Here is a 24,683-nt window from a genome sequence, read left to right as displayed (position 1 = left end):
CTCAATGTCAGACGTTCGGGAATTCCAGTAGTTTGTTTAACGGTTGCGGTTTACCCACCAGATAACCCTGCATGTAATCCACACCCAGCTCGTGCAACGCGATTTTCTGTTCTTCAGTTTCCACATACTCCGCCACAATCGACAGATGCTTCATGCGCGCCACCTGACAGATTGACTGCACAATGTAGGCGTCCAGCGAATCAGTGAGCATATTGCGCACGAAGCTGCCGTCAATTTTCAGGATATCGGCCTGAATAGCCTTCAGACGACCGTAACTGGCGTAGCCCGTACCGAAGTCATCAATCGCAATGCGGCAACCGTAGGAACGCAATTCCCGCATCGCCAGGTCGGCATATTTCATGTTCTGCAGCAGATGGGATTCGGTTACTTCCAGCACGATCTGGAACGGTTCTACCTCATATTCCAGCATCAGCGTTTTAAAATCGCGGCTAAAGGTCGGGCGGCACAGCGTCGAGGGCGTGAAATTCACCGCAAAGCGCAGACTCGGCAAACGAACACGGTTCTGATTAATAAACATCAGTGTATGTTTCAGCACCCACATATCCAGCTGATACGACAAACCGAACTCATGCACCACCGGCAGGAATTTATCCGGTGTGATCAGCGTTCCTTCTGCGCTGTCAGACAGACGCAGCAGGATTTCATGATAACTGTCGCCACGTACCCCGAAGATGGGTTGCGCCATCAGCACAAAGCGATCGTCATCCAGTGCCCGCTGAATTTTATGCAGCATGTCGACTTTTTCTCTGATCTCCAGTTGTACCTGACTGTGGTCGTTTTTATTGGATTCCGGCTGCCCGGTGGTCAGGGAAACTTCAGCAATACCGCTCAGTTCGCCCAGCAAAATCGGCAGATGTTCCACTGGCGAATACACGGTACAGTACGATAAGCCTATATTGGGATGCAGCGGCAAGCCGTTCCAGATCAGGCGGAAATCTTCCAGATAGTCATGCAAATTCTGCAATTTTTTATCCGAATCTTCGCAGTTAAGCCGCAAGACCAGATCATAACCCGGTAAATGATAAACCCGCTCACCCGGTTGCAGATAAGGCTTCAGCCCGTGGGCCAGTTGTTGTTTAAACTGGATACGCAACTGCATGCCGTAGTTACGGCTCAGCACGTCCATATCGGAAACACGGATAAAACACAGCATGGAGCGCGGATAGCTCGCCAGATCGCGGTTGAAGGCACGCAGGTTTGGCAGACCAAACACCGGATCCTGCAATGCGGCGGCGCTGGATTTTTTCATCAGCAGACGCTGACGTGAGGCGATGGCCGCCATCAGCAACAACGTCATCGTATAGACCAACATCAGGGCGGACACGAACACCAGATTATGAACAAAGCCGTGTTCGGAGATAAACCCCTGATAAAATTCAAATAACACAGTCAGGGTGACGGTCCAGACGATACTGATAAAGTAATAACCGTAGCGCCAGGCTCCAAACAGCAATACCGGAAACAGTAGCGTCAGCGTGTAATCGCTGAGTAAAATCTTCATGAACGGTTCACTCAGCCCCGGCAGGCACAACAACGTGACCATGACCCCCAGAACCGCAAACCACAGCATAATCTCAGCAAACTTCACGCCTGGTGCCATTTCCTGACGCAACCTCGTGCAGACCACACGTAAATAATGCGGCTTGCGGATAATGCGTATCACCAGATAAATCACATGCGAGTTAAGCAGAATACCAAGGACCATCCCCTGTAAATTGACCAGGGTCCTGAGCGTGAAAAAGTCCCGCGTCGCCATGCCGAGATAATCGGGCAGCAATCCGCTTTCAATCACAATTTGCAGCACGATGACTAAGAATAATGTCAGGAAAATCAGCAACCAGCCTACCCGGGCTTTCGCCAGATTCATCAGACCGAGCGGTGCGGACCAGCGACTTCCCGCCTGCCAGCGATAGCCCAGCCAGGCCAGAGACAGCGCGGCGAAATAAATCACCGTCATCAGCATCCCCATCTCGAAGCCAATCCGCAGGTAATAGCGCAGGAAAAGCGTCAGGACGATGCCCGGCAATGCGGCCCAGTCAAATACCATCAGCAACGCGACGCAGGTCGCCATCGGCATATAAATGAGATAAGTACGGCCATCCGGCAGGGAAATCATCGGAGAAAGCCACGAGGTCACCGGGATCAGCACCAGAGCAAAAATCGCAGGAAGGCCCCACCATTTATGGCGCATGTCTTGCCAGGAAAATTTTTTACGCATCAAGTCCATCTAAGTTTTGCGCATGAACTTCATGCTGCAGTGAAGGGTTCAGGGTGTAATAGACATCAGACAGACAGTCCGATGACGATGGCCACAGGTTCCGTCCTCAATTATCGTTGTAAAAACGTCATCTCACAGAAAAAACGCAGAAGAAAAAAGAATACAGCGGAGGCCGGGATATAAATTTTAAAATATGGCTGGATTCTAATGTGACTTATCTTAAATCCCTTGATGCATATCAATAAACACAATCTTTGTGATTTGACAAAAATTCATCTCAGACAAATTCATCGCGTGATGCATGAAATAAAATTTTTTTGGCAATTTCATGCGATCCTTCTTAAGGAGAACGAAAAGTCTTAGGTTTGATGGATTTATACCCCTTTAAACCGCGCGTTTGCCCTTAATCCGATTATCTGGCTGCCTGTTTAGATGTGTTATATATTGTAAACGTTATCATTTGCACACCTTCATTCCTTCACCGGAGCAACGATTTACTTAAGCGATTAAATTATGTCTCGAAAAACCAACATCAGAATGACGAAAATCGTTTTAGCGATAAGCTTCATTATTTTGTTCGGGCGTCTGGTCTACTCCGCTATCGGTGCGTATTCACATCATCAGAATCAAAAACAAACCCGGACCGATACGCAAACTGTGGAGTTACAGGAACAGACTCCGGCAAAAACCTGTACCGGCACGCTGAAAACCTGTCGTTACTCAAAGGACTAAGGATCACAAATGTCTGGTGGAAAACCAAAGAATTACGGCCAGAAACTGGCTGAAAGCCGCAGCAGGATCCTCGATCTCCTTCTGAACACCGATGACCTCGCCGACAGTATTCTGGGCGAGGAACCTGATGTTGATGACGTCACCCGCGCACAACTGATGGACAACACCGCCGAGCTGACCTCGCGGGTACAAAGTCTTCACGCGGCGGACGTTGCGGACGTACTGGAAGCACTGCCGATCCGTGAGCGTCTGGCGCTATGGCGGCTGGTCGAACCCGCTGCACGCGGTAAAGCGCTGGTGGAAGTCTCAGAAACCGTCTGGGACAGTCTGATCGAAGAAATGAGCGATAAGGATTTGCTCAAAACCATGTCACTGCTGGATGTGGACGATCAGGTTTATCTGGCGGAGTATCTGCCCCGCGACCTGATTGGCCGCGTACTGACCTCACTGGATCCCCGCCAGCGAGAGAAAGTTCGCGAAGTGATGAAATTCAGCAAAGAATGCGTTGGCCGTATCATGGATTTCGAGTTGCTGACCGTTCGCCCGGATGTCTCACTGGGCACCGTTCAGCGCTTTCTCCGCTCACGTAAGTCAATTCCGCAGGCAACCGATAAAGTCTTTATTACTGACCGGAAAAATACGCTGCTTGGCGAATTGCCGCTGACCACGATTTTATTGAACGCGCCGCATACGCTGGTTTCCGACGTGATGATCACCGATCTCACCAGTTTTGAACCGGAGGACAAAGCCGAAGACGCCGCCAGCGCGTTCGAACGTTATGACCTGATCACCGCTGCCGTCGTGGATAAAAAAGGTAAACTGATGGGCCGCCTGACGGTGGAAGAAATCGTCGATTTCGTCAATAACGACACCGACAGCAACTTACGCCGCATGGGTGGCTTAAGCCCTGAAGAAGATGTTTTCTCGCCGGTAACCAAAGCCGTGCGTAACCGCTGGGCGTGGCTGGCCATCAACCTGTGTACGGCGTTTGTGGCTTCCCGTGTGATCGGCCTGTTTGAACACACGATTTCGCAGCTCGTTGCGCTGGCCGCGCTGATGCCTATTGTCGCCGGTATCGGCGGAAATACCGGCAATCAGACCATCACCATGATTGTCCGCGGGCTGGCGCTGCACCATGTTCAGCTCGGCAATCTGAAATTCCTGATGTTCAGGGAGCTGGGCGTGGCACTGATCAACGGCCTCGTCTGGGGCGGATTAATGGGGATTGTCACCTGGCTGCTCTATGGCAACTGGGAGATGGGCGCGGTGATGACACTGGCGATGGTGCTAAATTTACTGCTGGCCGCGCTGATGGGTGTCGTCATCCCCCTCACCATGGTACGCCTGGGCCGCGACCCTGCGGTCGGATCCAGTGTGATGATTACCGCGCTGACAGACACTGGCGGATTCTTCATTTTCCTCGGCCTTGCCACCATTTTCCTGCTTTAACGAAATGAATTCCGGCTTTCTGGCCGGAAAATTCGTTATCTATTACAGCGTAATGTAGAATTTATATTAATCATTAGCGCTGATTTTCCGGTACTCATTAACCCCTGCCGCAGTTCGCCCTGCGGTAGTGCATTGATAACATTAATCAATAAGTATCACTGCGACTGCCTGCAACGCTCCGTCAGCCAGAAAAAGGTTTTCACCGTGGAAAATAGCAAGCCGCCCTCAACTGGGGCTAATCGGGCAAACTGGACATCCTGCTTACTTTTAGGCATCTCAACCTGCCTGCTGGCCTTTGCCTGTTTGAGTATCATTCAGAAGTCGTCCAGCCTCGCCGGATTGTGGCTACCGACAGCATTGCTGATCCCTGTTTTATTCCACCATCGCTATCGCGACTGGATCCCGCTGCTGTGCGCCGCCGCACTGGGCATCGCGGCATCACATACGATCCTCGGTACGCCCTTCTTTCGCTATCTGCCTTATCTGCTCAACAACCTTATTGAGGCTTCTCTGTGTGCGGATTTATTGCGCAGAATATTGCCGGCGCAGGATCCGCTTTCGGGGCTGAGTTCCTGGATGAAATTCCTTTTCGTCGCGGTGATCTTCTGCCCGCTGGTCAGCGCGTTAATCATGCTGTTGTTTATTCTGCATGTTCATTCTCCGGCAGAATTACAAAGTCGCTTTACCACCTGGTTTATGTCAGAAGCCGTGGCGATCCTCGCGCTCACGCCGCTGGGGCTTATCTACCATCGCGGCTACCTGGTTAAACTGATCACCTCGCCGCGTCTTTTCGGACTGCTTCTGACGTTGATCCTGACGCTGGCGGCCGGTTTTCTGGCCCTGAAATGGCTGCCTTACACTTTCGCCTTTATCACCATTCCGCTGTTATCGGCCGCCATCCGTTTACCCCGTATGGAATCGTTCATCATTTTCCTCTCGATGACACTGATGATTGCGTTACTGCATACCAGCGGCATTATTTCCGTTCAGCCGCACCTGGCGGATCAGCTCCCTCAGGGATTGATTTTCCTGCCGCTGCTATTGATTCTGATGCCTGCGAATGCCATGGCGATGGCAATGCATGCGTTGCGTACTGAAAAATCTCACATCACGCAAAGTGAAAATCGCTTCCGAAACGCCATGGAATATTCCGCAATTGGCATGACGCTGGTATCACCGGAAGGCAAGCTGCTGCAGGTGAACAAAGCCCTGTGTCATCTGCTGGGTTATGAGGCGGAATATCTGACCACCCTGACGTTCCAGGAAATTACCTATCATGAAGATCTGGGCAAAGACCTGGCGCTGTTGCAGCAATTGCTGAACGATGACATCCAGAGTTACACCCTGGAGAAACGTTATCTGCGCCGCAGCGGAGAAGTTATCTGGGCATTCCTCGCCGTATCTCTGGTGCGTGATGAACACCATAATCCGATGTATTTCATTTCTCAGATTGAAGATATCAACGAGCTTAAACACACCGAAATGACTAACAAGCGCCTTTCGGAAGCGCTGCATGAAGAAAAAGAGCTGCTGCATATCACGCTGAATTCGATCAATGAAGCGGTGATCTCCACCGACCGGAATATGAATATCACTTTCATGAATCCGGTCGCAGAGAAAATGACTGGCTGGACAGAACAGCAGGCGCAGGGGCAACCGGTAGGCCGCATCGTGCGCATCAGCAAAGGAGCGGGAGGGCCGCTTATCGACGATCTTTTGCAGTTTGATATCAATGAAAATCTGCACTCTTCCGTTGAGCGTTCGCTGGTTCTGCACGGCCATCACACGGCTTTGTTTGATGTTCAGCTGGCAGTGTCACCGCTGCGCACCCTGAAAGACGAACCGATTGGCATTGTGCTGGTGCTACAGGACGTCAGTAAATCCCGCGAACTGATGCGAAAACTCAGTTACAGCGCCTCTCACGATTTACTCACCGGGTTGTCGAATCGTGGCAGTTTCGAATCGAGCCTGAAAAAAGCGCTGAATCTGACTGCAACACAACGTCAGCCTCACGGTCTGGCGTTTATCGATCTGGATCATTTTAAAGCGATTAACGACACCGCAGGACATGCTGCAGGGGATGAACTGCTGCGCCAGATCAGCGCACTGATGCAGGAGAACATCCGCAACAGCGACCGGCTGGCAAGGCTGGGCGGCGATGAATTTGCGCTGATCTTATTTGATTGTCCTCAGGAAGAAGGGCTGGGAACGCTGCAGCATCTGGTGGACAAAATCAACGATTTCAAATTTATCTGGGAAGGAAATGCCTACCGGATCGGAGCCAGCGCAGGAATGACGCAAATAAACGATGCGGGCATCACCGGCAGCGAATACATGGCACAGGCGGATATGGCCTGCTACATCGCCAAACACAACGGACGCGGGCGGGTTTATAAATATGAACCGGCGCAAAAAACGGCCACTGCGCATACCAGCGGTGCCATCCCCCCTGAAGACCATCAGTCTGGCACAGAAGTGTCACGTTAATCCCCGCCTACGGCGTATCCGGCTGCCACTCATTATTGAACCACAAATGCAGCGTGGCGTAGGTGCGCCAAGGTTTCCAGACTTCGGCATAGCGGGCTATCTTCGCGGGCGTCATGCCCGGAAAACGCTGTTTAATCAGATAGTCACCGCCGAGAAAAATATCAGGCGCAGACCAGGCGCGCATTGCCACATAACTGGCAGTCCAGTTGCCAATCCCCGGCATCGCCTGCAGCTGTTTTATTCCGTCCTGCACATCGGTGATGTCATCCAGCGGCAAGCGCCCCTCATCCACTGCCTGCGCAATATTAATCAGACACGCTGCACGTTTGGCCTGCACACCAATACCCCGTAAATCGTCTACCGTTAACTGCCCGATGGCCGCTGCAGACGGAAACAAATGCGTCAGCGCGGCAAACGGCGTACGCACCGGTTCGCCCCATTTTTCAGTCAGCCGCGTCGCCAGTGTCGCCGCCATTTTCACGCTCACCAGTTGCCCGAGGATCGCGCGCACCATCAGTTCAAAACGGTTGACGCAGCCCGGCAGGCGTAATCCCGGCGCATTGTCAGCCAATCCCCCCAGACCCTCGGCGATAAGCGTGGGTTGCGCGTCCAGATCCAGCAACCGCCGCACCCGGGCAGCTATGTTCTCCGTGACCGGCGAAAGCGACGTCGACACTTCCAGCTCAACGCCATTTCGCTCAGGCAACGGACGCAACCGCAACCAGCCGGTCAGCCGTTCGCCGTGGTGCATCACCGCCAGCGTACGCTGGTAATATTCGCCATCCTGCTGTTCAACACCCTGCAATGCACGCGCGCCGAGAAATGCCGTCATCCATTGCCAGTCATACGGAGGCTGATAGGTCAGAAACAGGGTTGTCACAGCATGATCCTTATAAAAATGGCCCCCGGTTGGGAGCCATAATTCAGTATTAAGAACAAAAGAATAGACTATTTTCTACGCCAGGTGGTCCCTGCTGCGCCGTCTTCTAAAACGATACCCATTTCATTGAGACGATCACGCGCTTTATCCGCCATGCCCCAGTCTTTGCTGGCGCGGGCATCGTTACGCTGTTTAATCAACGCTTCGATTTCAGCCACTTCGTCATCGTTATCCGCCTGAGCACCGGATTTCAGGAACTGCTCCGGATCCTGCTCCAGCAGGCCAAGTACACCTGCCAGTTGCCGCAGTTCCGCTGCCAGACCGTTGGCCGCAGACAGGTCTTCCGTTTTCAGGCGGTTGATGTCACGTGCCATATCGAACAACACGGAATAAGCTTCCGGTGTGTTGAAATCATCGTCCATAGCCGCACGGAAGCGCGTAACGAAAGCCTCACCACCGGCTGGCGTTGCAGCGGCATCAGTGCCGCGCAGTGCGGTGTACAGACGCTCCATCGAGGTACGCGCCAGTTTCAGGTTCTCTTCGCTGTAGTTTAGCTGGCTGCGATAGTGACCCGACATCAGGAAGTAACGCACGCTTTCAGCGTCATAATATTTCAGCACATCGCGCACGGTGAAGAAGTTATCCAGTGATTTGGACATCTTTTCGCGGTCGATCATCACCATGCCGGAGTGCATCCAGGTATTCACATACGGGCCGTCATGGGCACAGCTTGACTGCGCAATTTCGTTCTCGTGGTGCGGGAACATCAGGTCAGAACCGCCACCGTGAATATCGAAATGCGCACCGAGCTGTTTGCAGTTCATCGCAGAACATTCGATATGCCAGCCCGGGCGACCTTCGCCCCACGGAGATGTCCAGCTCGGTTCGCCCGGCTTGGACATTTTCCACAGTACGAAATCCATCGGATTGCGTTTCACGTTGGCTTCGACTTCGACGCGCGCACCCGCCTGTAACTGATCCAGATCCTGACGGGACAACAGTCCGTAATCCGGATCACTTTCCACCCAGAACATCACATCACCGTTCGACGCGACATAGGCGTGGTCACGGTCAATCAGCTTCTGCACGATATCGATAATTTCGTGAATGTGCTGCGTGGCGCGCGGTTCGGAGTCCGGCGGCAGAATGTTCAGTGAAGCAAAATCAGCATGCATCTCGGCGATCATACGGTCGGTCAGCGCCATAAACGTTTCGCCATTTTCAGCGGCACGTTTAATGATTTTATCGTCGATATCGGTGATATTGCGCACGTATTTCAGGTCATAACCGAGGTAACGCAGGTAACGCGACACCACGTCGAAAGACACAAAGGTGCGACCGTGGCCGATATGACACAGGTCGTAAACAGTGATCCCACACACGTACATCCCGACTTTACCGGCATGAATTGGCTTGAATTCCTCTTTTTGGCGACTCAGGGTATTAAAAATCTTCAGCATCAGGCTATTCCGTGTGTTGGGCGTAGAAAATGACGTTGGCGCGTTTAAGCGACACTAACGCGTATAATATAACGAAAATGATTTCACCGAAACGGCATAAGGCCGCCGGACGGGCTTTAGTCGTCACAAAGCCGCTGCTGACGGCAACTTTTGAGTTATGGTATAAGAAAAGGCTATAGTAGCCGCTCTTACTAAGAGCACACATCAACATTAGCAGGATGATAATTATGGTCACTTTCCACACCAACCACGGCGACATCGTCATTAAAACTTTCGCTGACAAAGCGCCAGCCACGGTTGAAAACTTCCTGAACTATTGCCGTAAAGGCTTCTACGACAACACAATTTTCCACCGTGTGATTAACGGTTTCATGATCCAGGGCGGCGGTTTTGAGCCAGGCATGAACCAGAAAAACACCGATGCGCCTATCAATAACGAAGCAGACAACGGCCTGAAAAACACCAAAGGCACGCTGGCGATGGCGCGTACCAACGATCCGCATTCCGCCACGGCACAGTTCTTCATCAACGTAACTGACAACGACTTCCTGAACCACAGCGGCAAAAACGCACAAGGTTGGGGCTACTGCGTATTCGCAGAAGTGGTTGAAGGTCAGGACGTGGTTGACGCGATCAAAGCCGTCAAAACCGGCCGCAGCGGTATGCACCAGGACGTTCCAAAAGAAGATGTTGTGATCAAAAGCGTGACAGTCAGCGAATAATCAACGTCGGGATGACCACGTTTTTTATCGCAGATATCCATCTTTGCGCACAGGAACCGGCAATCACTGCCGGTTTTCTGCGTTTTCTACGTGAAGATGCGCCGCAGGCCGACGCCCTGTACATTCTCGGTGACCTGTTCGAAGCCTGGATTGGCGACGACGATCCGCAGCCGCTTCACGCTGAAATCTCGGCGGCACTGAATCAGTTACACCAGCAAGGTGTGCCCTGCTTCTTCATTCACGGCAACCGCGATTTTCTGCTCGGCAGACGTTTCGCCCGCGAGAGCCTGATGACGTTGCTGCCGGAGAAAAAAGTGCTGGAACTGTACGGACGCCGCGTCCTGATCCTGCACGGCGATACACTGTGCACCGACGATGTCGCGTATCAGAACTTCCGCAAAAAAGTCCACAATCCGCTGATCCAGAAACTTTTCCTGATGCTGCCGCTGAAATGGCGACTGGCGATTGCCGCCAGAATGCGCGCCAACAGCAAGGCGTCAAACCAGGGCAAATCACTGGAAATTATGGATGTGAACCCGCAGGCGGTGGTCAGCGAAATGCAGATGGCAGGCGTGGAGTGGATGATTCACGGTCACACCCATCGTCCGGCAATTCATGATGTGCCACTGGGGAATAAAACCGGCCACCGCGTGGTACTCGGCGCATGGCACGAAGAAGGCTCGATGGTGAAAGTCACCGCCGATAACGTCGAGCTGATCAGCTTTCCGTTTTAAGTCACCTCAAAGTTACCCAAAATAATTTGAGTTGCTGGAAGGCGACAAGCTCATGAATCCCTGGGAGCTTAGCTGACTAAGTGACCGGGGTGAATGAGTGCAGTCAACGCATCAGCAGCCCGAAGTATGAAGGGTAACGGGTACGCCTGAATGGAAGCGGAATTGTTCGTCCGGCGTGAGGATCAGTTCCGCTTCAATTCTGCCAAACTCCTCTACCCGCTCACTGATATCCGTTCCGGCATATTGCTCCGCCAGCGCCAGATAATCGGCAAAATGCCGTGATTCTGAACGCAGCAATGAGTTGTAAAAACGCGACAAGGTTTCGTCGAGATGCGGCGCAATTTTGGCAAAACGCTCACAGGATCGCGCTTCTATGTACGCCCCGATAATCAGCCGGTCGACCAGAATATTCAGATCATCGTGATGACGGGTATGTTTGATCATACCGCTGGCGTAGCGCGAGGGGGAAAGCTGGGTATAAGTAATATTGCGCTTTTGCATGATTTCCACCACTTGTTCGAAGTGATGAAGCTCTTCACGCGCCAGACGCGCCGCACAAAACAGCAGCTCGGTGCGATCCAGATATTTGGTCATCAGGCTCATCGCCGTGGCCGCCGCCTTCTTTTCACAGTTAGCGTGGTCGATCAGCATCACCGTCTGATTTTCCAGCGCCACATCCACCCACAGAGCGGGTGTTTCACAGTGAAGAAAATCATAAATCGGTGCCAGTAAAGCCTGCGTCATAAATCAGTTTCCAATGAAGTTTATCATTAATATATTGGTTTGGATTATACAAATCTGCCGTCAACTTCTCATCAAAAATGCGCCGTTTTCCGGCGACGCAACCGTTTTCCTCCCTCACGGAGCGTGCTATCATTTGCGCCCTCGCAGTTTCTATTTCCGAATCACAGGAGCTTTACAGACATGTCATCCAACGTTACCCCGGCAAAAATCGCCATCGTTATGGGGTCTAAAAGTGACTGGGCGACCATGCAGTTCGCCGCCGACGTCCTCACAACGCTGAATATTCCTTTCCATGTCGATATCGTCTCCGCTCACCGTACGCCGGACAAATTGTTTACTTTCGCTGAGCAGGCTTCCGCTAACGGTTTTGATGTGATCATCGCGGGTGCCGGTGGCGCAGCGCATTTACCGGGCATGCTGGCGGCGAAAACGCTGGTGCCGGTGCTGGGCGTGCCGGTACAAAGTGCTGCACTCAGTGGCATCGACAGTCTCTATTCCATCGTGCAAATGCCGCGTGGTATTCCGGTCGGTACGCTGGCGATCGGTAAAGCCGGTGCCGCAAACGCCGCATTGCTGGCGGCACAGATTCTGGCGCTGCACGATGCCGAGATTGCTAAAAACCTGGCCGCGTGGCGCACCGCACAAACTGACGAAGTGCTGAATAATCCCGACCCGCGGGAGGAAGCATGAAACCGGTTTGCGTACTCGGAAACGGCCAGTTAGGCCGAATGCTGCGTCAGGCCGGTGAACCGCTGGGCATCGCCGTCTATCCTGTCGGCCTTGATGCTGAACCGGAAGCCGTGCCGTATCAGCAAAGCGTGATCACCGCTGAAATCGAACGCTGGCCGGAAACGGCGCTGACGCGCGAACTGGCGACGCACAATGCGTTCGTTAACCGCGACATTTTCCCGCGTCTGGCCGATCGCCTGACGCAAAAACAGTTGCTCGACCAGCTCGGTCTGGCGACTGCGCCGTGGCAATTGCTGGCCGATGCCGCCGAATGGCCGCAGGTATTCTCCCGGCTTGGCCAACTGGCGATTGTGAAACGTCGCGTCGGCGGGTACGACGGCCGGGGTCAGTGGCGTCTGCGTTCTGGTGAAGAAAATACGCTGCCGCAGGATTGCTATGGCGAATGCATCGTTGAGCAGGGTATCAACTTCTCCGGTGAAGTTTCGCTGGTGGGCGCGCGCGGTCACGATGGTAAAACCGTGTTTTATCCGCTGACCCATAACCTGCATCAGGACGGCATTCTGCGCACCAGTGTTGCGCTGCCGCAGCCGGATGCCGCCCTGCAACAGCAGGCAGAAAACATGCTGTCAGCGATCATGAACGAACTGAATTATGTCGGCGTGATGGCAATGGAGTGTTTCGTGGTCAGCGAAGGTTTGCTGATCAATGAGCTGGCACCGCGTGTGCATAACAGCGGGCACTGGACACAGAACGGCGCCTCTTACAGTCAGTTTGAAATGCATCTGCGCGCCATCCTTGGTCTGCCGCTGCCGAAACCGGTGGTGAGCACACCGTCAGTGATGGTGAATCTGATTGGCACGGATGTGTCAGAAAAATGGCTGAGCCTGCCGCTGGTCAATCTGCACTGGTACGAGAAAGACGTGCGTCCGGGTCGTAAAGTCGGACACCTGAATCTCAACGACGCCAGCGCCAGCCTGCTGAAAGACAATCTCAACGCACTGGTCCCGATGCTGCCGGAAGAATACGCCAGCGGGATTGAATGGGCAGTTGAAAAGCTTTGATTTGATCGGCTCCCTCCCCTGCGAAGGGGAGGGTTGGGGTGGGGTATTAAGGTCAAAATCTCATAGTTAAAGTGTGCTTTGACAAACAGTTAGCCATTAAAACCCCCTCCCTGCCTCCCCCTTCGCAGGGGGAGGAGTTTAGAAACTACGAGTCGTATTGCCGGAACAACGCCCGCCCCCGCAGCAACCGCACACCCAGCCAACCGCCGCAAACCGACAGCAGCACCGCGCTGACCACCGGTACCGCAATCCACATCAGATAATTCGGTTCCCATGGGAAATCGAAAACCTGGCGTTGCAGTAGCCACAATGCAGCTTCCGCGCCGATGGCGGCGGCGATCCCCGCCACCAGCCCGAGCACGGCAAATTCACACCACAATGTCCGGTGCAGCATTTTTTTGCTGGCACCCAGCGTGCGGTAAACAATCAGCTCCTGACGGCGCTGACGCATGCCGACCTGAATTTGCGCCAGCAGCAGCAATCCGCCGCACAGCATCACCAGGATCACCATCACTTCCAGCGCCCGACTCACCTGCTGTAATACCTGGCCGACCTGACGCAGGATAGAGCCGATATCCAGCAAACTCAGCGTCGGGAACTGACGGTTAAGCTGCGTGATGGTGCTGACATCACCGTGATAACGGAAGCTGGTCAGCCAGCTTTGCGGTTGTGCATCCAGCGCACCCGGCGGGAAGATGAAGTAGAAATTCGGCTTCAGGCTGTCCCAGTCCACTTTACGCAGGCTGGTGATTTTGGCGCTGAATTCCTGCGTATCACCGCTGAACGTGACGGTATCGCCCAGCTTCAGTCCCAGACGCCCCGCCAGCCCTTCATCTACCGACACTTCACCGGCTTTCGGCGGTCCGTTGCCTGCAACCAGCGGATTGTGATCCGGCAGTCCCTGCATCCAGGTCAGATTCAGTTCACGGTTGACCGCCTCTCCCCCTGCGTCATCCGGTTTGATGATATCAGTGGCAACTTTGTCGTTAATCTTCGTCAGACGTACCCGCACAATCGGGTAGAAGGTTTCCGGTTGCGCGTTATGCTGATGCAGGAAATCCGTCACCTGCGGGATTTGGTCTTTGGTGATATTAAGCAGAAAGTAATTCGGGCTGTCCGGCGGCAGTTGTTGCTCCCAGCGATCCAGTAAATCCCCGCGCATCACCAGCAGCAACGCCAGCAACATAAATGACATCGAGAATGCCGCCAGTTGGCTGAGCGTCACCCACGGCTGACGCAGCAGACGGTTGACCGCCAGACGCAGCGGTAACTGACGGAATGTCAGCTTGCGTAACAGCAGCAGCGCCCCCCAGCCAATCAGACCAAGCAGCAGCGAAAGTACCAGTACGCCCGCCAGCAATGACCAGAGCAGCGCACTGCCGCCCATCAGCGCTGCCAGCAAACCCACCACTACCACAACCATCACCGGCAGGAAATAACGCAGCGGCCAGACATTTGCCACCACATCATGGCGCAGCACCCGCAGTGGCTGGGTCGCAAGCAACTGGCGATACGGACGAATGCCGATCAACAGCGAGATCACCACCATCGCGCCCATCGACCACACCCACGGCCAGCCACCGGCAGGCGGTAATTCTGCAGGCAAAACCGGCGCCAGCACTTTCATCAGGATGGCTTCAAATGCCAGACCAACCACGCTGCCGCACAACCCCGCCAGCGCCAGCACCGCCAGCCACTGACCGATAATCAGCTTTTGCAGCGCCTTTTTCCCGGCACCCAGCGTTTTCAGGACCGCAACCAGATCATAACGGCTCCGGCAGTAATGCCCCATCGACACGGCAATCGCGGCGATTGACAGCATCAGGGTCAGCAGTGCCGACAGCGTGAGGAATTGCTGAGAGCGCTGTAATGATTTGCCCAGCGCCCCGTCGGAATCTTCCATCCCGCTCCAGCGCTGATCAGGCTTAAGCAGCCCTTTTATCGCTTCGCCGTAACTTTGAATCGCTTGCGGCGAACCGGCAAACATATAGCGATAGGTCAGACGACTGCCCGGCTGAACAGCCCCGGTTTTCGGCACGTCTTCCAGATTCATGATCACACGGGGCGCAGTCTGGAACGGGTTAAAGCCCGAATCCGGCTCCTGAACAATCACACCGGCGATTTTCAGCGTGGTATCTCCGACATCCAGATTGTCGCCGACTTTTACGTTCAGCAGTGCCAGCAGGCGCGGCGCGACCAGCACCGTTCCCGGTTCAGGTTTCAGTCCTGCCGGTTCGGTTTGTAACGCGCCATACAGCGGATATGCCAGATCGGTGGCTTTCACCGCCGCCAGTTGCGGCGTTTCGCCGGCAAACGTCATGGTCATAAAAGAGAGCTGACGGCTGACTTTCAGCCCCTGCGACTGTGCATCCTGCAACCAGGCTTCCGTAATCGGATGCGCGGAACGCAGGACGCGATCCCCGGCGATAAACTCACGGCTTTGCTGACTCAGCCCTTTGTCCATGCGGTCGCTGATACTGCCAAGCGCCAGCACACAGGCCACTGCCAGGGTCAGCGCCAGCCAGACGATCAGCAGCGAAGGCGAACGCCATTCCCGCCAGAACCAGCGCCAGATCATGCTTCCTCCCATAATTTCCCGTCACGCAGACGCAACCGCCGCTGACAGCGCGCCGCCAGCTGTTCGTCATGGGTGACCAGAATCAGCGTCGTTGCCGCATCGCGGTTCAGTGAAAACAGCAAATCGACAATACGCTCGCCGGTCACGCGATCCAGATTGCCGGTCGGCTCATCGGCAAACAATAATTTCGGCTTGCCGATGAATGCCCGCGCCAGCGCCACACGCTGTTGTTCGCCGCCGGAAAGCTGCGCCGGAAGATGATGCAGACGCCCGCCCAGCCCGAGACTTTCCAGTAACTGCACGGCCTGCTGACGACTGCTGCTGTCGCTTTCACCGCGCAACAACGCAGGAAGCTGGACGTTTTCCAGTGCGTTGAGTGTCGGCACCAGCATGAAAGACTGGAACACGAAACCGACATTTTTTGCCCGTAGCGCCGCGCGCCCTTCCTCATTGAGTTCGCTGAGGGATTTGCCCAGTAATTTCACATCACCCCGGGTGCCATCATCCAGCCCGGCAAGAATGCCCAGCAAGGTGGATTTACCGGAACCGGATTCGCCAATCAGGGCAATTGTCTGGGCAGGTTTGACAACCAGCTCCACACCGGACAGGATGGTGAGCTGACCTTCACCCTGACCGACGTGCTTACTTAGATGATGAACTTCAAGAACATTTTCCGCTGGCATCTCCCCTTCCTTATGTTGTTAGGATTATTGAGTTTTCGCGCCGTTGCTGCTGATAACTTGCTGATTATTGGCGACAGTTTGAGTGCAGTCTATCGCCTTCCGGTAGCCGAATCCTGGCCGACATTACTGAATAACACATGGCAAAAAGAAGGTGGTAAGCCCACCATAATTAACGCCAGTATCAGCGGCGATACCGCTGAACAAGGGCTGGCACGCCTGCCATCCTTGCTGCAACAACATCACCCCCGCTGGGTGCTGATTGAACTAGGCGCCAACGACGGATTGCGGGGTTTCCCGCCACAAACCCTTTCCCGGACGCTGCAACAGGTGATTGAACAGGTAAAACAGAGCAATGCCCAACCGTTGCTGATGCAAATCCGTCTGCCACCCAATTATGGCCGCCGCTACGGCGACGCGTTCTACGCCATTTATCCGGCGCTGGCAAAGCAGGAAAACATCCCGCTGGTGCCGTTCTTTATGGAGCAGGTCGCCGTGAAACCTGAATGGATGCAGGACGACGGTTTACATCCTGCGCTGGCAGCACAATCGTTTATTGCCGGATGGATGTCAGAAAAACTCACGCCGCTGCTGACGCATTAGGGTTAAAATACGACGAATAAAAATAATACCGGGACGTGAGCAAAACCAAGACGTTACCTTTTTCACCCGACTCCCTAGTAAATCACAGTCATAAAAAATAGGGACACCTCACAGGTAAAGTTATGCAAAAAGCAGTATTAATCACCGGTTGTTCCAGCGGTATCGGGCTGGTTGCCGCACAGGATTTGCGCGCACGCGGTTATCGGGTACTGGCGGCATGTCGGAAAACGCAGGATATCGACACGCTGCAGCAGATGGGGTTTGAAACTATTCAGTGTGATCTTGATGATAAACAGAGCGTCGAACTTGCGGCCGCCGAGGTCATTGCGCTGACAGGCAACCGTCTGTATGGCTTGTTTAATAATGCGGGTTACGGCGTTTATGGCCCGCTCAGCAGCATCAGCCGTGAGCAGTTCGAACAACAATTTTCCACCAATTTATTTGGTACACATCAGCTGACGCAGCTTCTGTTACCCGCCATGTTGCCACACGGCGAAGGCCGTATTATCCAGACCAGCTCGGTGATGGGGCTGATCACTACGCCGCGCCGGGGCGTGTATGCTGCCAGTAAATTTGCACTGGAGGCCTGGTCCGACACACTGCGCATGGAGCTGCACGGCACCGGTATTCAGGTCAGCCTGATTGAACCCGGCCCGCTGAGCAGTAATTTCACCGCCAATGTGAGTCAGTCGCAGACCGACCAGCCGGTCGAAAATCCGGGTATTGCCCGTCGTTTTACACTCAAGCCGGAGGCGGTTTTACCCAAACTGCACCATGCTTTAGAACATCCGCGCGCGCGCCTGCGTTATCCGGTCACACTGGTCGCCCATGCACTGACGGTGGTGAAACGCCTGTTGCCCGCGCGCGTGCTGGACAAAATATTACGCGGAAACAGCTAAGTAAAAGCGATACGGGGTTGAAGCAGCTCGCGTCGCCCCCATTTCTTTAGTAATGCTTTAAACGCCTTAGTCAGAGAGAACGAATTCATGCTTGCACAACCTACAGTAATCGATATCAACGAAACCAACCTGCACCAGACGCTGGAACAATCCATGTCTGTGCCGGTGATGTTCTATTTCTGGTCTGAACGCAGCCAGCATTGCCTGCAACTGGGTCCGGTTCTCGACAAACTGGCCGTCGAATACGCCGGTCAGCTAATCCTGGCAAAAGTGGACTGCGATGCCGAGCAGATGATCGCCCAGCAGTTTGGTCTGCGCTCGATCCCTGCCGTTTATCTGTTCAAAGACGGTCAGCCGGTCGATGGTTTCCAGGGTCCGCAGCCGGAAGAAGTGATCCGCGAACTGCTGCAGAAAGTGTTGCCGAAAGAAGAAGAGCTGAAACTGGCTCAGGCGCAGGAAATGTTGCAAGCGGGCGATGTGAATGGTGCCCTGCCGTTGCTGAAAGAAGCATGGCAGTTGAGCAATCAGCGCAGTGACATCGGTTTGTTGCTGGCGGAAACACAAATTAATCTGCACCGTACTGACGATGCCGAAGCCGTGCTGGCGACCATTCCGTTACAGGATAAAGATTCCCGTTATCAGGGGCTGATTGCGCAGATCGAGTTGCTGAAACAGGCCGCCGATACGCCGGAAATTCAGCAACTTCAGCAGGCGTTGTCGCAGGATCCTGAGAATGCCGAGCTGGTGGTCAAACTCAGCCTGCAACTTCATCAGGTCGGGCGTAATGAAGAAGCGCTGGAACTGCTGATGGCTCCGCTGAAGAAAGACTTAGGGGCGGCGAACGGTGCAGCACGTAAAACGCTGATGGATATTATGGCAGCACTCGGCACCGGCGATGCGCTGGCCGCCAAATACCGCCGCCAGTTATATTCCCTGCTCTATTGATTCATCCGGTTTCACCGTAAACGCCCTGCGCACGTCACTTCTCCGGACGTGCGTTTTTTTTAGCATTTCCCCCGTCTTTTATCCTCTGAACTATCCTTTTATTAATACGATGACTTAACGATTTGTGCGACAATTGAACACGCGCCTGACCGGTCGGTGAGTGCGCCAGGGACATGTTTTTATTCGATTATTCCCCCGTGAATAGTCAGAACACAGTTTTACAGGAGTTTCATACTATGTTTGACCTTATTCCCATCCCTATCCTTATTCTGATCGTACTGGCGCTGCTGATGGTGTACGCCGGGATCAAGATCGTGCCCCAGGGCTACCAGTGGACCGTCGAACGTTTTGGCCGCTATACCAAAACCCTGATGCCGGGGCTGAACCTGGTGGTGCCGTTTGTCGACCGCATCGGTCGCAAAATCAATATGATGGAACAGGTACTGGATATTCCTTCTCAGGAAGTGATTTCCCGCGATAACGCCAATGTTGCCATCGATGCGGTGTGTTTCATTCAGGTGATTGACCCGGCGCGCGCCGCCTATGAAGTCAGCAATCTGGAGCAGGCGATCGTTAACCTGACGATGACCAACTTCCGTACCGTTCTCGGCTCGATGGAACTGGACGAAATGTTGTCACAACGCGACAACATCAACGCACGTTTGCTGCATATCGTCGATGAAGCCACCAATCCGTGGGGCGTGAAAATCACCCGTATCGAGATCCGTGATGTGCGCCCACCGGCTGAACTGATCTCTGCGATGAACGCACAGATGAAAGCCGAACGTACAAAACGTGCCGACATTCTGGAAGCCGAAGGTGTACGTCAGTCCGCCATTTTACGTGCTGAAGGTGAAAAACAGTCGCAAATTCTGAAAGCCGAAGGTGAGCGTCAGTCAGCATTCCTGCAGGCAGAAGCGCGTGAACGTGCGGCGGAAGCGGAAGCCCAGGCCACCAAAATGGTGTCCGAGGCGATTGCGGCCGGTGATGTGCGGGCGATTAACTACTTCGTGGCACAAAAATATACCGATGCCCTGACGAAAATCGGTTCTGCCAATAACAGCAAAATCATCATGATGCCGCTGGATGCCACCAGTCTGATGGGCTCCATTGGCGGAATTGCTGAGTTGCTGAAAGAAACCAAAGGCGGCAAATAATGCTGCATGATTTCATGGCAAATCCGCACGTATTCTGGCTGTCTCTGGGTGGCCTGTTACTGGCAGCTGAGCTGGTGGGTGCGAGTGGTTACTTGCTGTGGAGCGGCGTGGCGGCGGCCCTGGTGGGTGCTGTCACGTGGATCCTGCCGCTGCCGTGGGCATGGCAGGGCACGGCATTTGCCCTGCTGACCATTCTGGCGGCGTGGCTGTGGTGGAAGTGGCTGAACCAGCGGGTGGATAAATCTTCCGGCAATGCCGCACTCAATCAGCGAGGCCAGCAATTAGTGGGCACTTACGCTACGGTGCTGGAACCGGTAACTAACCAGTTCACACGGGTACAAATCGGTGACAGCAGCTGGCGCGCGATCTGCAGCTCCCCTCTGAACGTCGGGGACAAAGTCGTTATCACCGGCGTGGAAGGGGCGACGCTGCGCGTAGAACCCGATGCGCGTTAATGTTTGTTATGACAGCAGCCGCTGAGATTATCGATGATCGGGCAATCCGCACCCTCGTCGCCGGGGCAGGATTCCGCCAGCGTCAGTAAGCGCTCACGCATCACTTTCAGTTCTTCAATGTGCCGCGCAATTTCGGCGGCCTTTTCTAATGTCCGCGCTTTTACGTCAGCACTGTGCCTGTCAGGATTGTGGAATAATGCCACCAGCTCCTGACACTCTTCCAGCGTAAAACCAACCTGCCGCGCCTGGCGCAACAACGTCAGTTCTTCGATATGTTTTTGTGCATAGCTGCGGTAGCCGTTTTCACTGCGAGCCGGTGCGGTGACCAGCCCTTTCTCTTCATAAAAACGAATAGCTTTGCTGGTCAGCCCGGTTTTTTTCGCCACATCACTGATGTTCATTTTGCCTCCTTGACCTTACCCTTGCTGGAAGGTTTATGCTCTATAACTAGTGAAATTTGACAATCAGGTCAAGGCAAAAAGGAAATTCATCATGACGACTACCGTATTATCCCTGCAAGGCTTGTCCTGCGGGCACTGTGTCGCTTCAACGCGGAAAGCGCTGGAAGCGGTTGAAGGCACCACCTCTGTAGAAGTCTCTCTGGATAAAGCCATCGTCAAAGGCGATGCCAGCAGCCAGAGCCTGATCGACGCCGTAGTGAACGCCGGTTACGACGCGCAGGTTGCAGGAGATACATCCCCAAAATCTGAGCCGCTGACCGATAAGGCGAGTGTTTTGCCGGAACCCCTGTCAGCGGCTGCGTCACCTGTTCCGGCTGAGACTCACGCCCCGCAAGCCGCTGATGACAGCGTGCAATTATTGCTCAGCGGCATGAGCTGCGCCAGTTGTGTCAGTAAAGTGCAACGGGCGCTGGAAGGCGTGAATGGTGTCGAGCAGGCACGGGTCAATCTGGCGGAACGCAGTGCGCTGGTCAGCGGCAAAGCTGATCAAAACGCACTGATTGCCGCCGTTGAACGTGCCGGTTATGGCGCTGAAATTATTATCGACGAAACCGAACGCCGTGAGCGCCAGCAACAAACCTCACGCAAAAGCATGATCCGCTTTAGCTGGCAGGCAGCGCTCGGCCTGGCTGCCGGTATCCCGATGATGTTATGGGGATTGCTCGGCGGCGAAATGATGGTCACCGCCGGTAATCAGACCGGCTGGCTGATTATCGGCCTGCTGACATTGCTGATTATGATTGTCGCTGGCGGGCATTTTTACCGCAGTGCATGGAAAAACCTGATGCACGGCAGCGCGAATATGGACACGCTGGTGTCACTCGGTACCGGCGCAGCGTGGATTTTCTCCTTCGCTGTCAGCCTGTGGCCGGACGCGTTCCCGATGCAGGCGCGCCATCTTTACTATGAAGCCAGCGTGATGATTATTGGCCTGATTAATCTGGGTCACGCGCTGGAACAACGCGGACGTCAGCGTTCATCAAAAGCACTCGAACGCTTGCTGGACCTGACCCCACCGACCGCACGCGTTGTCACCGCAGAAGGCGAAAAAACCCTGCCGCTGGCTGAAATACAGCAAGGCATGACGCTGCGGCTCACCACCGGTGATCGTGTGCCGGTTGACGGTGAAATTCAAAGCGGCGAAGCCTGGATGGATGAAGCTATGCTGACCGGCGAACCCATCCCACAGCAGAAATCCCAGGGTGAAAAAGTGCATGCGGGGACGCTGGTCAAAGACGGCAGCGTGCTGTTCCGCGCTGACGCTATCGGCAGCCAGACGACCCTTTCGCGGATCATCAAACTGGTGCGCGAAGCCCAGAGCAGCAAGCCTGAAATCGGTAAGCTGGCAGATAAAATATCTTCTGTCTTCGTGCCCGCCGTAGTGCTGATTGCTTTGTTCAGTGGCGCAATCTGGTACTTCTTTGGTCCGCAGCCACAACTGATGTATACGCTGGTGATCGTCACTACCGTGCTGATTATCGCCTGTCCTTGTGCGCTGGGATTAGCGACGCCGATGTCGGTTACCGCGGGCGTCGGCCGTGCGGCGGAATTCGGCGTACTGGTGCGTGATGCCGATGCGCTGCAAAAAGCCAGTACCCTCACCACGCTGGTATTTGATAAAACCGGGACGCTGACGGAAGGCCAGCCGAAAGTGACGGATACATACACCTTTGGCGGTATCCGTGAACAGCAGGCGCTGCGCTTTGCCGCCGCGCTGGAAAAAGGCTCGCACCACCCGCTGGCGCAGGCGATTGTTGAAAAAGCTGGCGGGCTGGACATTCCTGACGTGCTGAATTTCCGTACCCTTGGCGGTCTGGGTTTACGCGGCGATGTTGACGGTACGGCGTTATTACTGGGTAATCAGGCGCTGATGCAGGAAAATGGCGTGGATACCGTGGATGCCAACACTCTGCTGGAAAGCATGGCAGGCGAAGGCGCGACGCCGGTATTGCTGGCGGCAAACGGACAACTGGCGGCGCTGTTCGCACTGCGTGACCCATTACGTGAAGACAGCGTCAGCGCCTTACAACGTCTGCATCAGCTTGGGTATCAGCTGGTGATGCTGACCGGCGACAATCCGCGTACCGCTCAGGCAATTGCCGCACAAGCAGGAATCGATAAAGTGATTGCCGGTGTGCGTCCCGAAGGCAAAGCCGATGCCATTAAAGCGTTGCAGGACAAAGGCCAGCAGGTCGCCATGATCGGCGACGGCATTAATGATGCCCCGGCACTGGCGCAGGCCGATGTCGGGATTGCGATGGGCGGAGGCAGCGATGTGGCGATCGAAACAGCGGCCATTACCCTGATGCGTCCGAGTCTGCACGGTGTCGCCGATGCGCTGGCGATGTCTCAGGCGACGCTGCGTAACATGAAGCAGAACCTGCTGGGCGCTTTTATCTATAACGTGATTGGCATTCCCGTTGCGGCTGGTGTGCTTTATCCGCTGACCGGTACCTTGCTCAGCCCGGTCGTGGCAGGTGCAGCGATGGCACTGTCATCCATTACCGTCGTCGCTAACGCAAATCGCCTGTTGCACTTTAAGCCGAAAAAACAAGACGTTTCCCCTGTTCGCTAAAACGATGACGCGTTAGCATGGTCTCTCATTTTTCGGGAGACCATGCACTATGGCGCATTTTTTCAACCGGGTATTAAGCGGGTTCCGCAAGTTGTTTCCCGTCGAGTATTCTTATCCCGCCATTGATATTCAGCTTCCCGGCAACCGCTCCCTGCATCTGGTCGGCAGCATTCATATGGGCACGCAGGACATGCACCCCCTGCCCGCCCCCCTGTTGCGCCGCCTGCAAAAAGCCGATGCACTGATTGTCGAAGCCGATATCAGCGGCACGGAATCTCCCTTCAGCATGACCGGCGAATTTCCGCCACTGGCCGAACGTCTGCCCGAATCCCAGTATCTGCACGTCGAACGTTTATGCGAAGAACTGGGCGTATCCATGTGGACGCTCAATCCGCTGCCCTCGTGGCAGGTGGCACTGATGTTGCAGGCCACGCAGGCGCAGCGCCTCGGGTTGCGCGGAAATTACGGCATTGATTATCAGCTGTTGCAGACCGCCAAAAAGCAGGGGACGAAAATCATCGAGCTGGAAGGTCCGCAGGAACAGTTCGAATTATTGCAGCAGTTGCCAGATGGCGGACTCACGCTGCTGGAAGATACCCTGACGCACTGGCACACCAATGCCCGCTTGCTGCAAACCATGATCAGCTGGTGGCTGGATACCAAACCGGGGCTGGCGACAGAGCAACTGCCTAACACTTTCAGCAGCGATTTGTACGATATCCTGATGAATCAGCGAAACATTCGCTGGAAACAACTGTTGCTGGATCTCCCGGCGGGAAACTATGTGGTCGCAGTAGGTGCGCTGCATTTGTATGGCGAAGGGAATCTGCCGGAATTACTCGCAAAGAAGAGATAGCCTGAAGGATGACGGAGATTAAAAAAATGGCCGATATTTCTATCGGCCAGTCAAAGAGGAATTTCATTTTATTAGTTATAGCTTCAGTGTCAGCCTTTACAGGCGCAACACCGGCTGGCACAGGGTAGCAATCTGTGTTGGGTCTTGGCAATAACCATTCATTGCTCTACTATTTCTCCTTCGCTTATTAAGTGCACTTTATTGTTTAATTTCATCAGATTGAACAGGTGATGAAATTTCGAACAACAACATAAAATAAAACAGAGGAGACAGGCT

The 24,683-nt window shown here is 54.2% G+C and carries 21 protein-coding genes; 14 read left to right on the top strand and 7 right to left on the bottom strand.

Going from position 1 to position 24,683, the window contains the following annotated elements; genetic code table 11:
• Positions 1-7: 7 nt before the first annotated feature.
• Positions 8-2,239, bottom strand: a complete 2,232-nt coding sequence (locus DXU84_RS00845; RefSeq protein ID WP_223509225.1) for an EAL domain-containing protein — start codon at positions 2,237-2,239, stop codon at positions 8-10.
• Between the two features lie 513 nt (positions 2,240-2,752).
• Between DXU84_RS00845 and DXU84_RS00840 the strand changes: the two genes are divergently transcribed.
• The 3 genes from DXU84_RS00840 (at position 2,753) to DXU84_RS00830 (ending at position 6,907) form a co-directional block, all read left to right on the top strand.
• Complete coding sequence (locus tag DXU84_RS00840) at positions 2,753-2,971, top strand: YfgG family protein (protein ID WP_013576570.1); 219 nt, start codon at positions 2,753-2,755, stop codon at positions 2,969-2,971.
• A gap of 9 nt (positions 2,972-2,980) precedes the next feature.
• The gene (gene mgtE / locus DXU84_RS00835; protein WP_015690293.1) at positions 2,981-4,420 is read left to right on the top strand and encodes a magnesium transporter; all 1,440 of its coding nucleotides are present in this window, start codon (positions 2,981-2,983) and stop codon (positions 4,418-4,420) included.
• Between the two features lie 204 nt (positions 4,421-4,624).
• A complete protein-coding gene (locus DXU84_RS00830) occupies positions 4,625-6,907 on the top strand; it encodes a diguanylate cyclase domain-containing protein (protein WP_370461705.1) in 2,283 nt (760 codons plus the stop codon).
• Between the two features lie 7 nt (positions 6,908-6,914).
• Here the strand turns inward: DXU84_RS00830 and alkA are convergent, their stop codons facing one another.
• Entirely contained in the window at positions 6,915-7,787 is an 873-nt protein-coding gene (gene alkA, locus DXU84_RS00825; RefSeq protein WP_370461704.1) for a DNA-3-methyladenine glycosylase 2, read from the bottom strand.
• A 68-nt stretch (positions 7,788-7,855) separates the two neighbouring features.
• The gene (cysS, locus tag DXU84_RS00820; RefSeq protein WP_013576574.1) at positions 7,856-9,247 is read right to left on the bottom strand and encodes a cysteine--tRNA ligase; all 1,392 of its coding nucleotides are present in this window, start codon (positions 9,245-9,247) and stop codon (positions 7,856-7,858) included.
• Positions 9,248-9,474: 227 nt separating this feature from the next.
• On the opposite strand from cysS, the gene ppiB reads away from it, so the two are divergent.
• On the top strand, positions 9,475-9,969 hold the full coding sequence (ppiB, locus tag DXU84_RS00815) for a peptidylprolyl isomerase B (RefSeq protein WP_013576575.1): 495 nt from the start codon (positions 9,475-9,477) through the stop codon (positions 9,967-9,969).
• An 11-nt stretch (positions 9,970-9,980) separates the two neighbouring features.
• Complete coding sequence (gene lpxH / locus DXU84_RS00810; protein ID WP_013576576.1) at positions 9,981-10,703, top strand: UDP-2,3-diacylglucosamine diphosphatase; 723 nt, start codon at positions 9,981-9,983, stop codon at positions 10,701-10,703.
• 111 nt (positions 10,704-10,814) lie between these two features.
• Here lpxH and DXU84_RS00805 read toward each other — a convergent pair whose 3' ends face one another.
• The gene (locus tag DXU84_RS00805) at positions 10,815-11,447 is read right to left on the bottom strand and encodes a tRNA-(ms[2]io[6]A)-hydroxylase (RefSeq protein ID WP_119261875.1); all 633 of its coding nucleotides are present in this window, start codon (positions 11,445-11,447) and stop codon (positions 10,815-10,817) included.
• Positions 11,448-11,627: 180 nt separating this feature from the next.
• Here DXU84_RS00805 and purE point away from each other — a divergent pair, with 180 nt between their 5' ends.
• Entirely contained in the window at positions 11,628-12,137 is a 510-nt protein-coding gene (gene purE, locus DXU84_RS00800) for a 5-(carboxyamino)imidazole ribonucleotide mutase (RefSeq protein WP_013576579.1), read from the top strand.
• The gene (gene purK / locus DXU84_RS00795) at positions 12,134-13,198 is read left to right on the top strand and encodes a 5-(carboxyamino)imidazole ribonucleotide synthase (RefSeq protein WP_153374587.1); all 1,065 of its coding nucleotides are present in this window, start codon (positions 12,134-12,136) and stop codon (positions 13,196-13,198) included. The genes purE and purK overlap by 4 nt, the downstream gene beginning before the upstream one ends.
• A gap of 145 nt (positions 13,199-13,343) precedes the next feature.
• Here the strand turns inward: purK and ybbP are convergent, their stop codons facing one another.
• The gene (gene ybbP, locus DXU84_RS00790) at positions 13,344-15,776 is read right to left on the bottom strand and encodes a putative ABC transporter permease subunit YbbP (RefSeq protein ID WP_015690298.1); all 2,433 of its coding nucleotides are present in this window, start codon (positions 15,774-15,776) and stop codon (positions 13,344-13,346) included.
• Positions 15,773-16,459, bottom strand: coding sequence for a putative ABC transporter ATP-binding protein YbbA (ybbA, locus tag DXU84_RS00785; RefSeq protein WP_015690299.1), 687 nt, complete (start codon positions 16,457-16,459; stop codon positions 15,773-15,775). The genes ybbP and ybbA overlap by 4 nt, the downstream gene beginning before the upstream one ends.
• On the opposite strand from ybbA, the gene tesA reads away from it, so the two are divergent.
• The 5 genes from tesA (at position 16,430) to DXU84_RS00760 (ending at position 20,515) form a co-directional block, all read left to right on the top strand.
• Positions 16,430-17,059 (top strand): multifunctional acyl-CoA thioesterase I/protease I/lysophospholipase L1, encoded by a 630-nt coding sequence (tesA, locus tag DXU84_RS00780; protein ID WP_015690300.1) that lies wholly within the window; start codon positions 16,430-16,432, stop codon positions 17,057-17,059. The two genes, ybbA and tesA, sit on opposite strands and share 30 nt — an antisense overlap.
• Before the next feature lie 122 nt (positions 17,060-17,181).
• Positions 17,182-17,958 (top strand): SDR family oxidoreductase, encoded by a 777-nt coding sequence (locus tag DXU84_RS00775; protein ID WP_153374585.1) that lies wholly within the window; start codon positions 17,182-17,184, stop codon positions 17,956-17,958.
• A gap of 87 nt (positions 17,959-18,045) precedes the next feature.
• The gene (locus tag DXU84_RS00770) at positions 18,046-18,903 is read left to right on the top strand and encodes a co-chaperone YbbN (RefSeq protein WP_131638164.1); all 858 of its coding nucleotides are present in this window, start codon (positions 18,046-18,048) and stop codon (positions 18,901-18,903) included.
• Positions 18,904-19,139: 236 nt separating this feature from the next.
• The gene (locus DXU84_RS00765; RefSeq protein WP_037036893.1) at positions 19,140-20,060 is read left to right on the top strand and encodes an SPFH domain-containing protein; all 921 of its coding nucleotides are present in this window, start codon (positions 19,140-19,142) and stop codon (positions 20,058-20,060) included.
• On the top strand, positions 20,060-20,515 hold the full coding sequence (locus tag DXU84_RS00760) for an NfeD family protein (protein WP_013576587.1): 456 nt from the start codon (positions 20,060-20,062) through the stop codon (positions 20,513-20,515). The genes DXU84_RS00765 and DXU84_RS00760 overlap by 1 nt, the downstream gene beginning before the upstream one ends.
• Here DXU84_RS00760 and cueR read toward each other — a convergent pair.
• Positions 20,512-20,916: a Cu(I)-responsive transcriptional regulator gene (gene cueR / locus DXU84_RS00755; RefSeq protein WP_013576588.1), complete on the bottom strand. Its 405-nt coding sequence runs from the start codon at positions 20,914-20,916 to the stop codon at positions 20,512-20,514. The two genes, DXU84_RS00760 and cueR, sit on opposite strands and share 4 nt — an antisense overlap.
• Positions 20,917-21,007: 91 nt before the next feature.
• On the opposite strand from cueR, the gene copA reads away from it, so the two are divergent.
• On the top strand, positions 21,008-23,551 hold the full coding sequence (copA, locus tag DXU84_RS00750) for a copper-exporting P-type ATPase CopA (protein ID WP_013576589.1): 2,544 nt from the start codon (positions 21,008-21,010) through the stop codon (positions 23,549-23,551).
• 49 nt (positions 23,552-23,600) lie between these two features.
• A complete protein-coding gene (locus DXU84_RS00745) occupies positions 23,601-24,407 on the top strand; it encodes a TraB/GumN family protein (protein WP_013576590.1) in 807 nt (268 codons plus the stop codon).
• Positions 24,408-24,683 lie beyond the last annotated feature (276 nt).

It is taken from the genome of Rahnella sp. RcJ3 (assembly GCF_009498575.1).
Classification (GTDB): domain Bacteria; phylum Pseudomonadota; class Gammaproteobacteria; order Enterobacterales; family Enterobacteriaceae; genus Rahnella; species Rahnella aceris.
The sequence above is the reverse complement of the archived record's forward strand: the minus strand, read 5'-3'. Positions and strand labels throughout refer to the sequence as shown.

Bases quoted from the DNA above. Each gene is read 5' to 3' on its own strand.
- lpxH (WP_013576576.1), top strand. From the start codon at position 9,981: ATGACCACGTTTTTTATCGCAGATATCCATCTTTGCGCACAGGAACCG.
- copA (WP_013576589.1), top strand. From the start codon at position 21,008: ATGACGACTACCGTATTATCCCTGCAAGGCTTGTCCTGCGGGCACTGT.
- purK (WP_153374587.1), top strand. From the start codon at position 12,134: ATGAAACCGGTTTGCGTACTCGGAAACGGCCAGTTAGGCCGAATGCTG.
- mgtE (WP_015690293.1), top strand. From the start codon at position 2,981: ATGTCTGGTGGAAAACCAAAGAATTACGGCCAGAAACTGGCTGAAAGC.
- cysS (WP_013576574.1), bottom strand. From the start codon at position 9,247: ATGCTGAAGATTTTTAATACCCTGAGTCGCCAAAAAGAGGAATTCAAG.
- purE (WP_013576579.1), top strand. From the start codon at position 11,628: ATGTCATCCAACGTTACCCCGGCAAAAATCGCCATCGTTATGGGGTCT.
- DXU84_RS00840 (WP_013576570.1), top strand. From the start codon at position 2,753: ATGTCTCGAAAAACCAACATCAGAATGACGAAAATCGTTTTAGCGATA.
- DXU84_RS00805 (WP_119261875.1), bottom strand. From the start codon at position 11,447: ATGACGCAGGCTTTACTGGCACCGATTTATGATTTTCTTCACTGTGAA.
- ppiB (WP_013576575.1), top strand. From the start codon at position 9,475: ATGGTCACTTTCCACACCAACCACGGCGACATCGTCATTAAAACTTTC.
- DXU84_RS00760 (WP_013576587.1), top strand. From the start codon at position 20,060: ATGCTGCATGATTTCATGGCAAATCCGCACGTATTCTGGCTGTCTCTG.
- DXU84_RS00745 (WP_013576590.1), top strand. From the start codon at position 23,601: ATGGCGCATTTTTTCAACCGGGTATTAAGCGGGTTCCGCAAGTTGTTT.
- ybbP (WP_015690298.1), bottom strand. From the start codon at position 15,776: ATGATCTGGCGCTGGTTCTGGCGGGAATGGCGTTCGCCTTCGCTGCTG.
- tesA (WP_015690300.1), top strand. From the start codon at position 16,430: ATGAACTTCAAGAACATTTTCCGCTGGCATCTCCCCTTCCTTATGTTG.
- ybbA (WP_015690299.1), bottom strand. From the start codon at position 16,459: ATGCCAGCGGAAAATGTTCTTGAAGTTCATCATCTAAGTAAGCACGTC.
- DXU84_RS00845 (WP_223509225.1), bottom strand. From the start codon at position 2,239: ATGCGTAAAAAATTTTCCTGGCAAGACATGCGCCATAAATGGTGGGGC.
- DXU84_RS00775 (WP_153374585.1), top strand. From the start codon at position 17,182: ATGCAAAAAGCAGTATTAATCACCGGTTGTTCCAGCGGTATCGGGCTG.
- DXU84_RS00765 (WP_037036893.1), top strand. From the start codon at position 19,140: ATGTTTGACCTTATTCCCATCCCTATCCTTATTCTGATCGTACTGGCG.
- cueR (WP_013576588.1), bottom strand. From the start codon at position 20,916: ATGAACATCAGTGATGTGGCGAAAAAAACCGGGCTGACCAGCAAAGCT.
- DXU84_RS00770 (WP_131638164.1), top strand. From the start codon at position 18,046: ATGCTTGCACAACCTACAGTAATCGATATCAACGAAACCAACCTGCAC.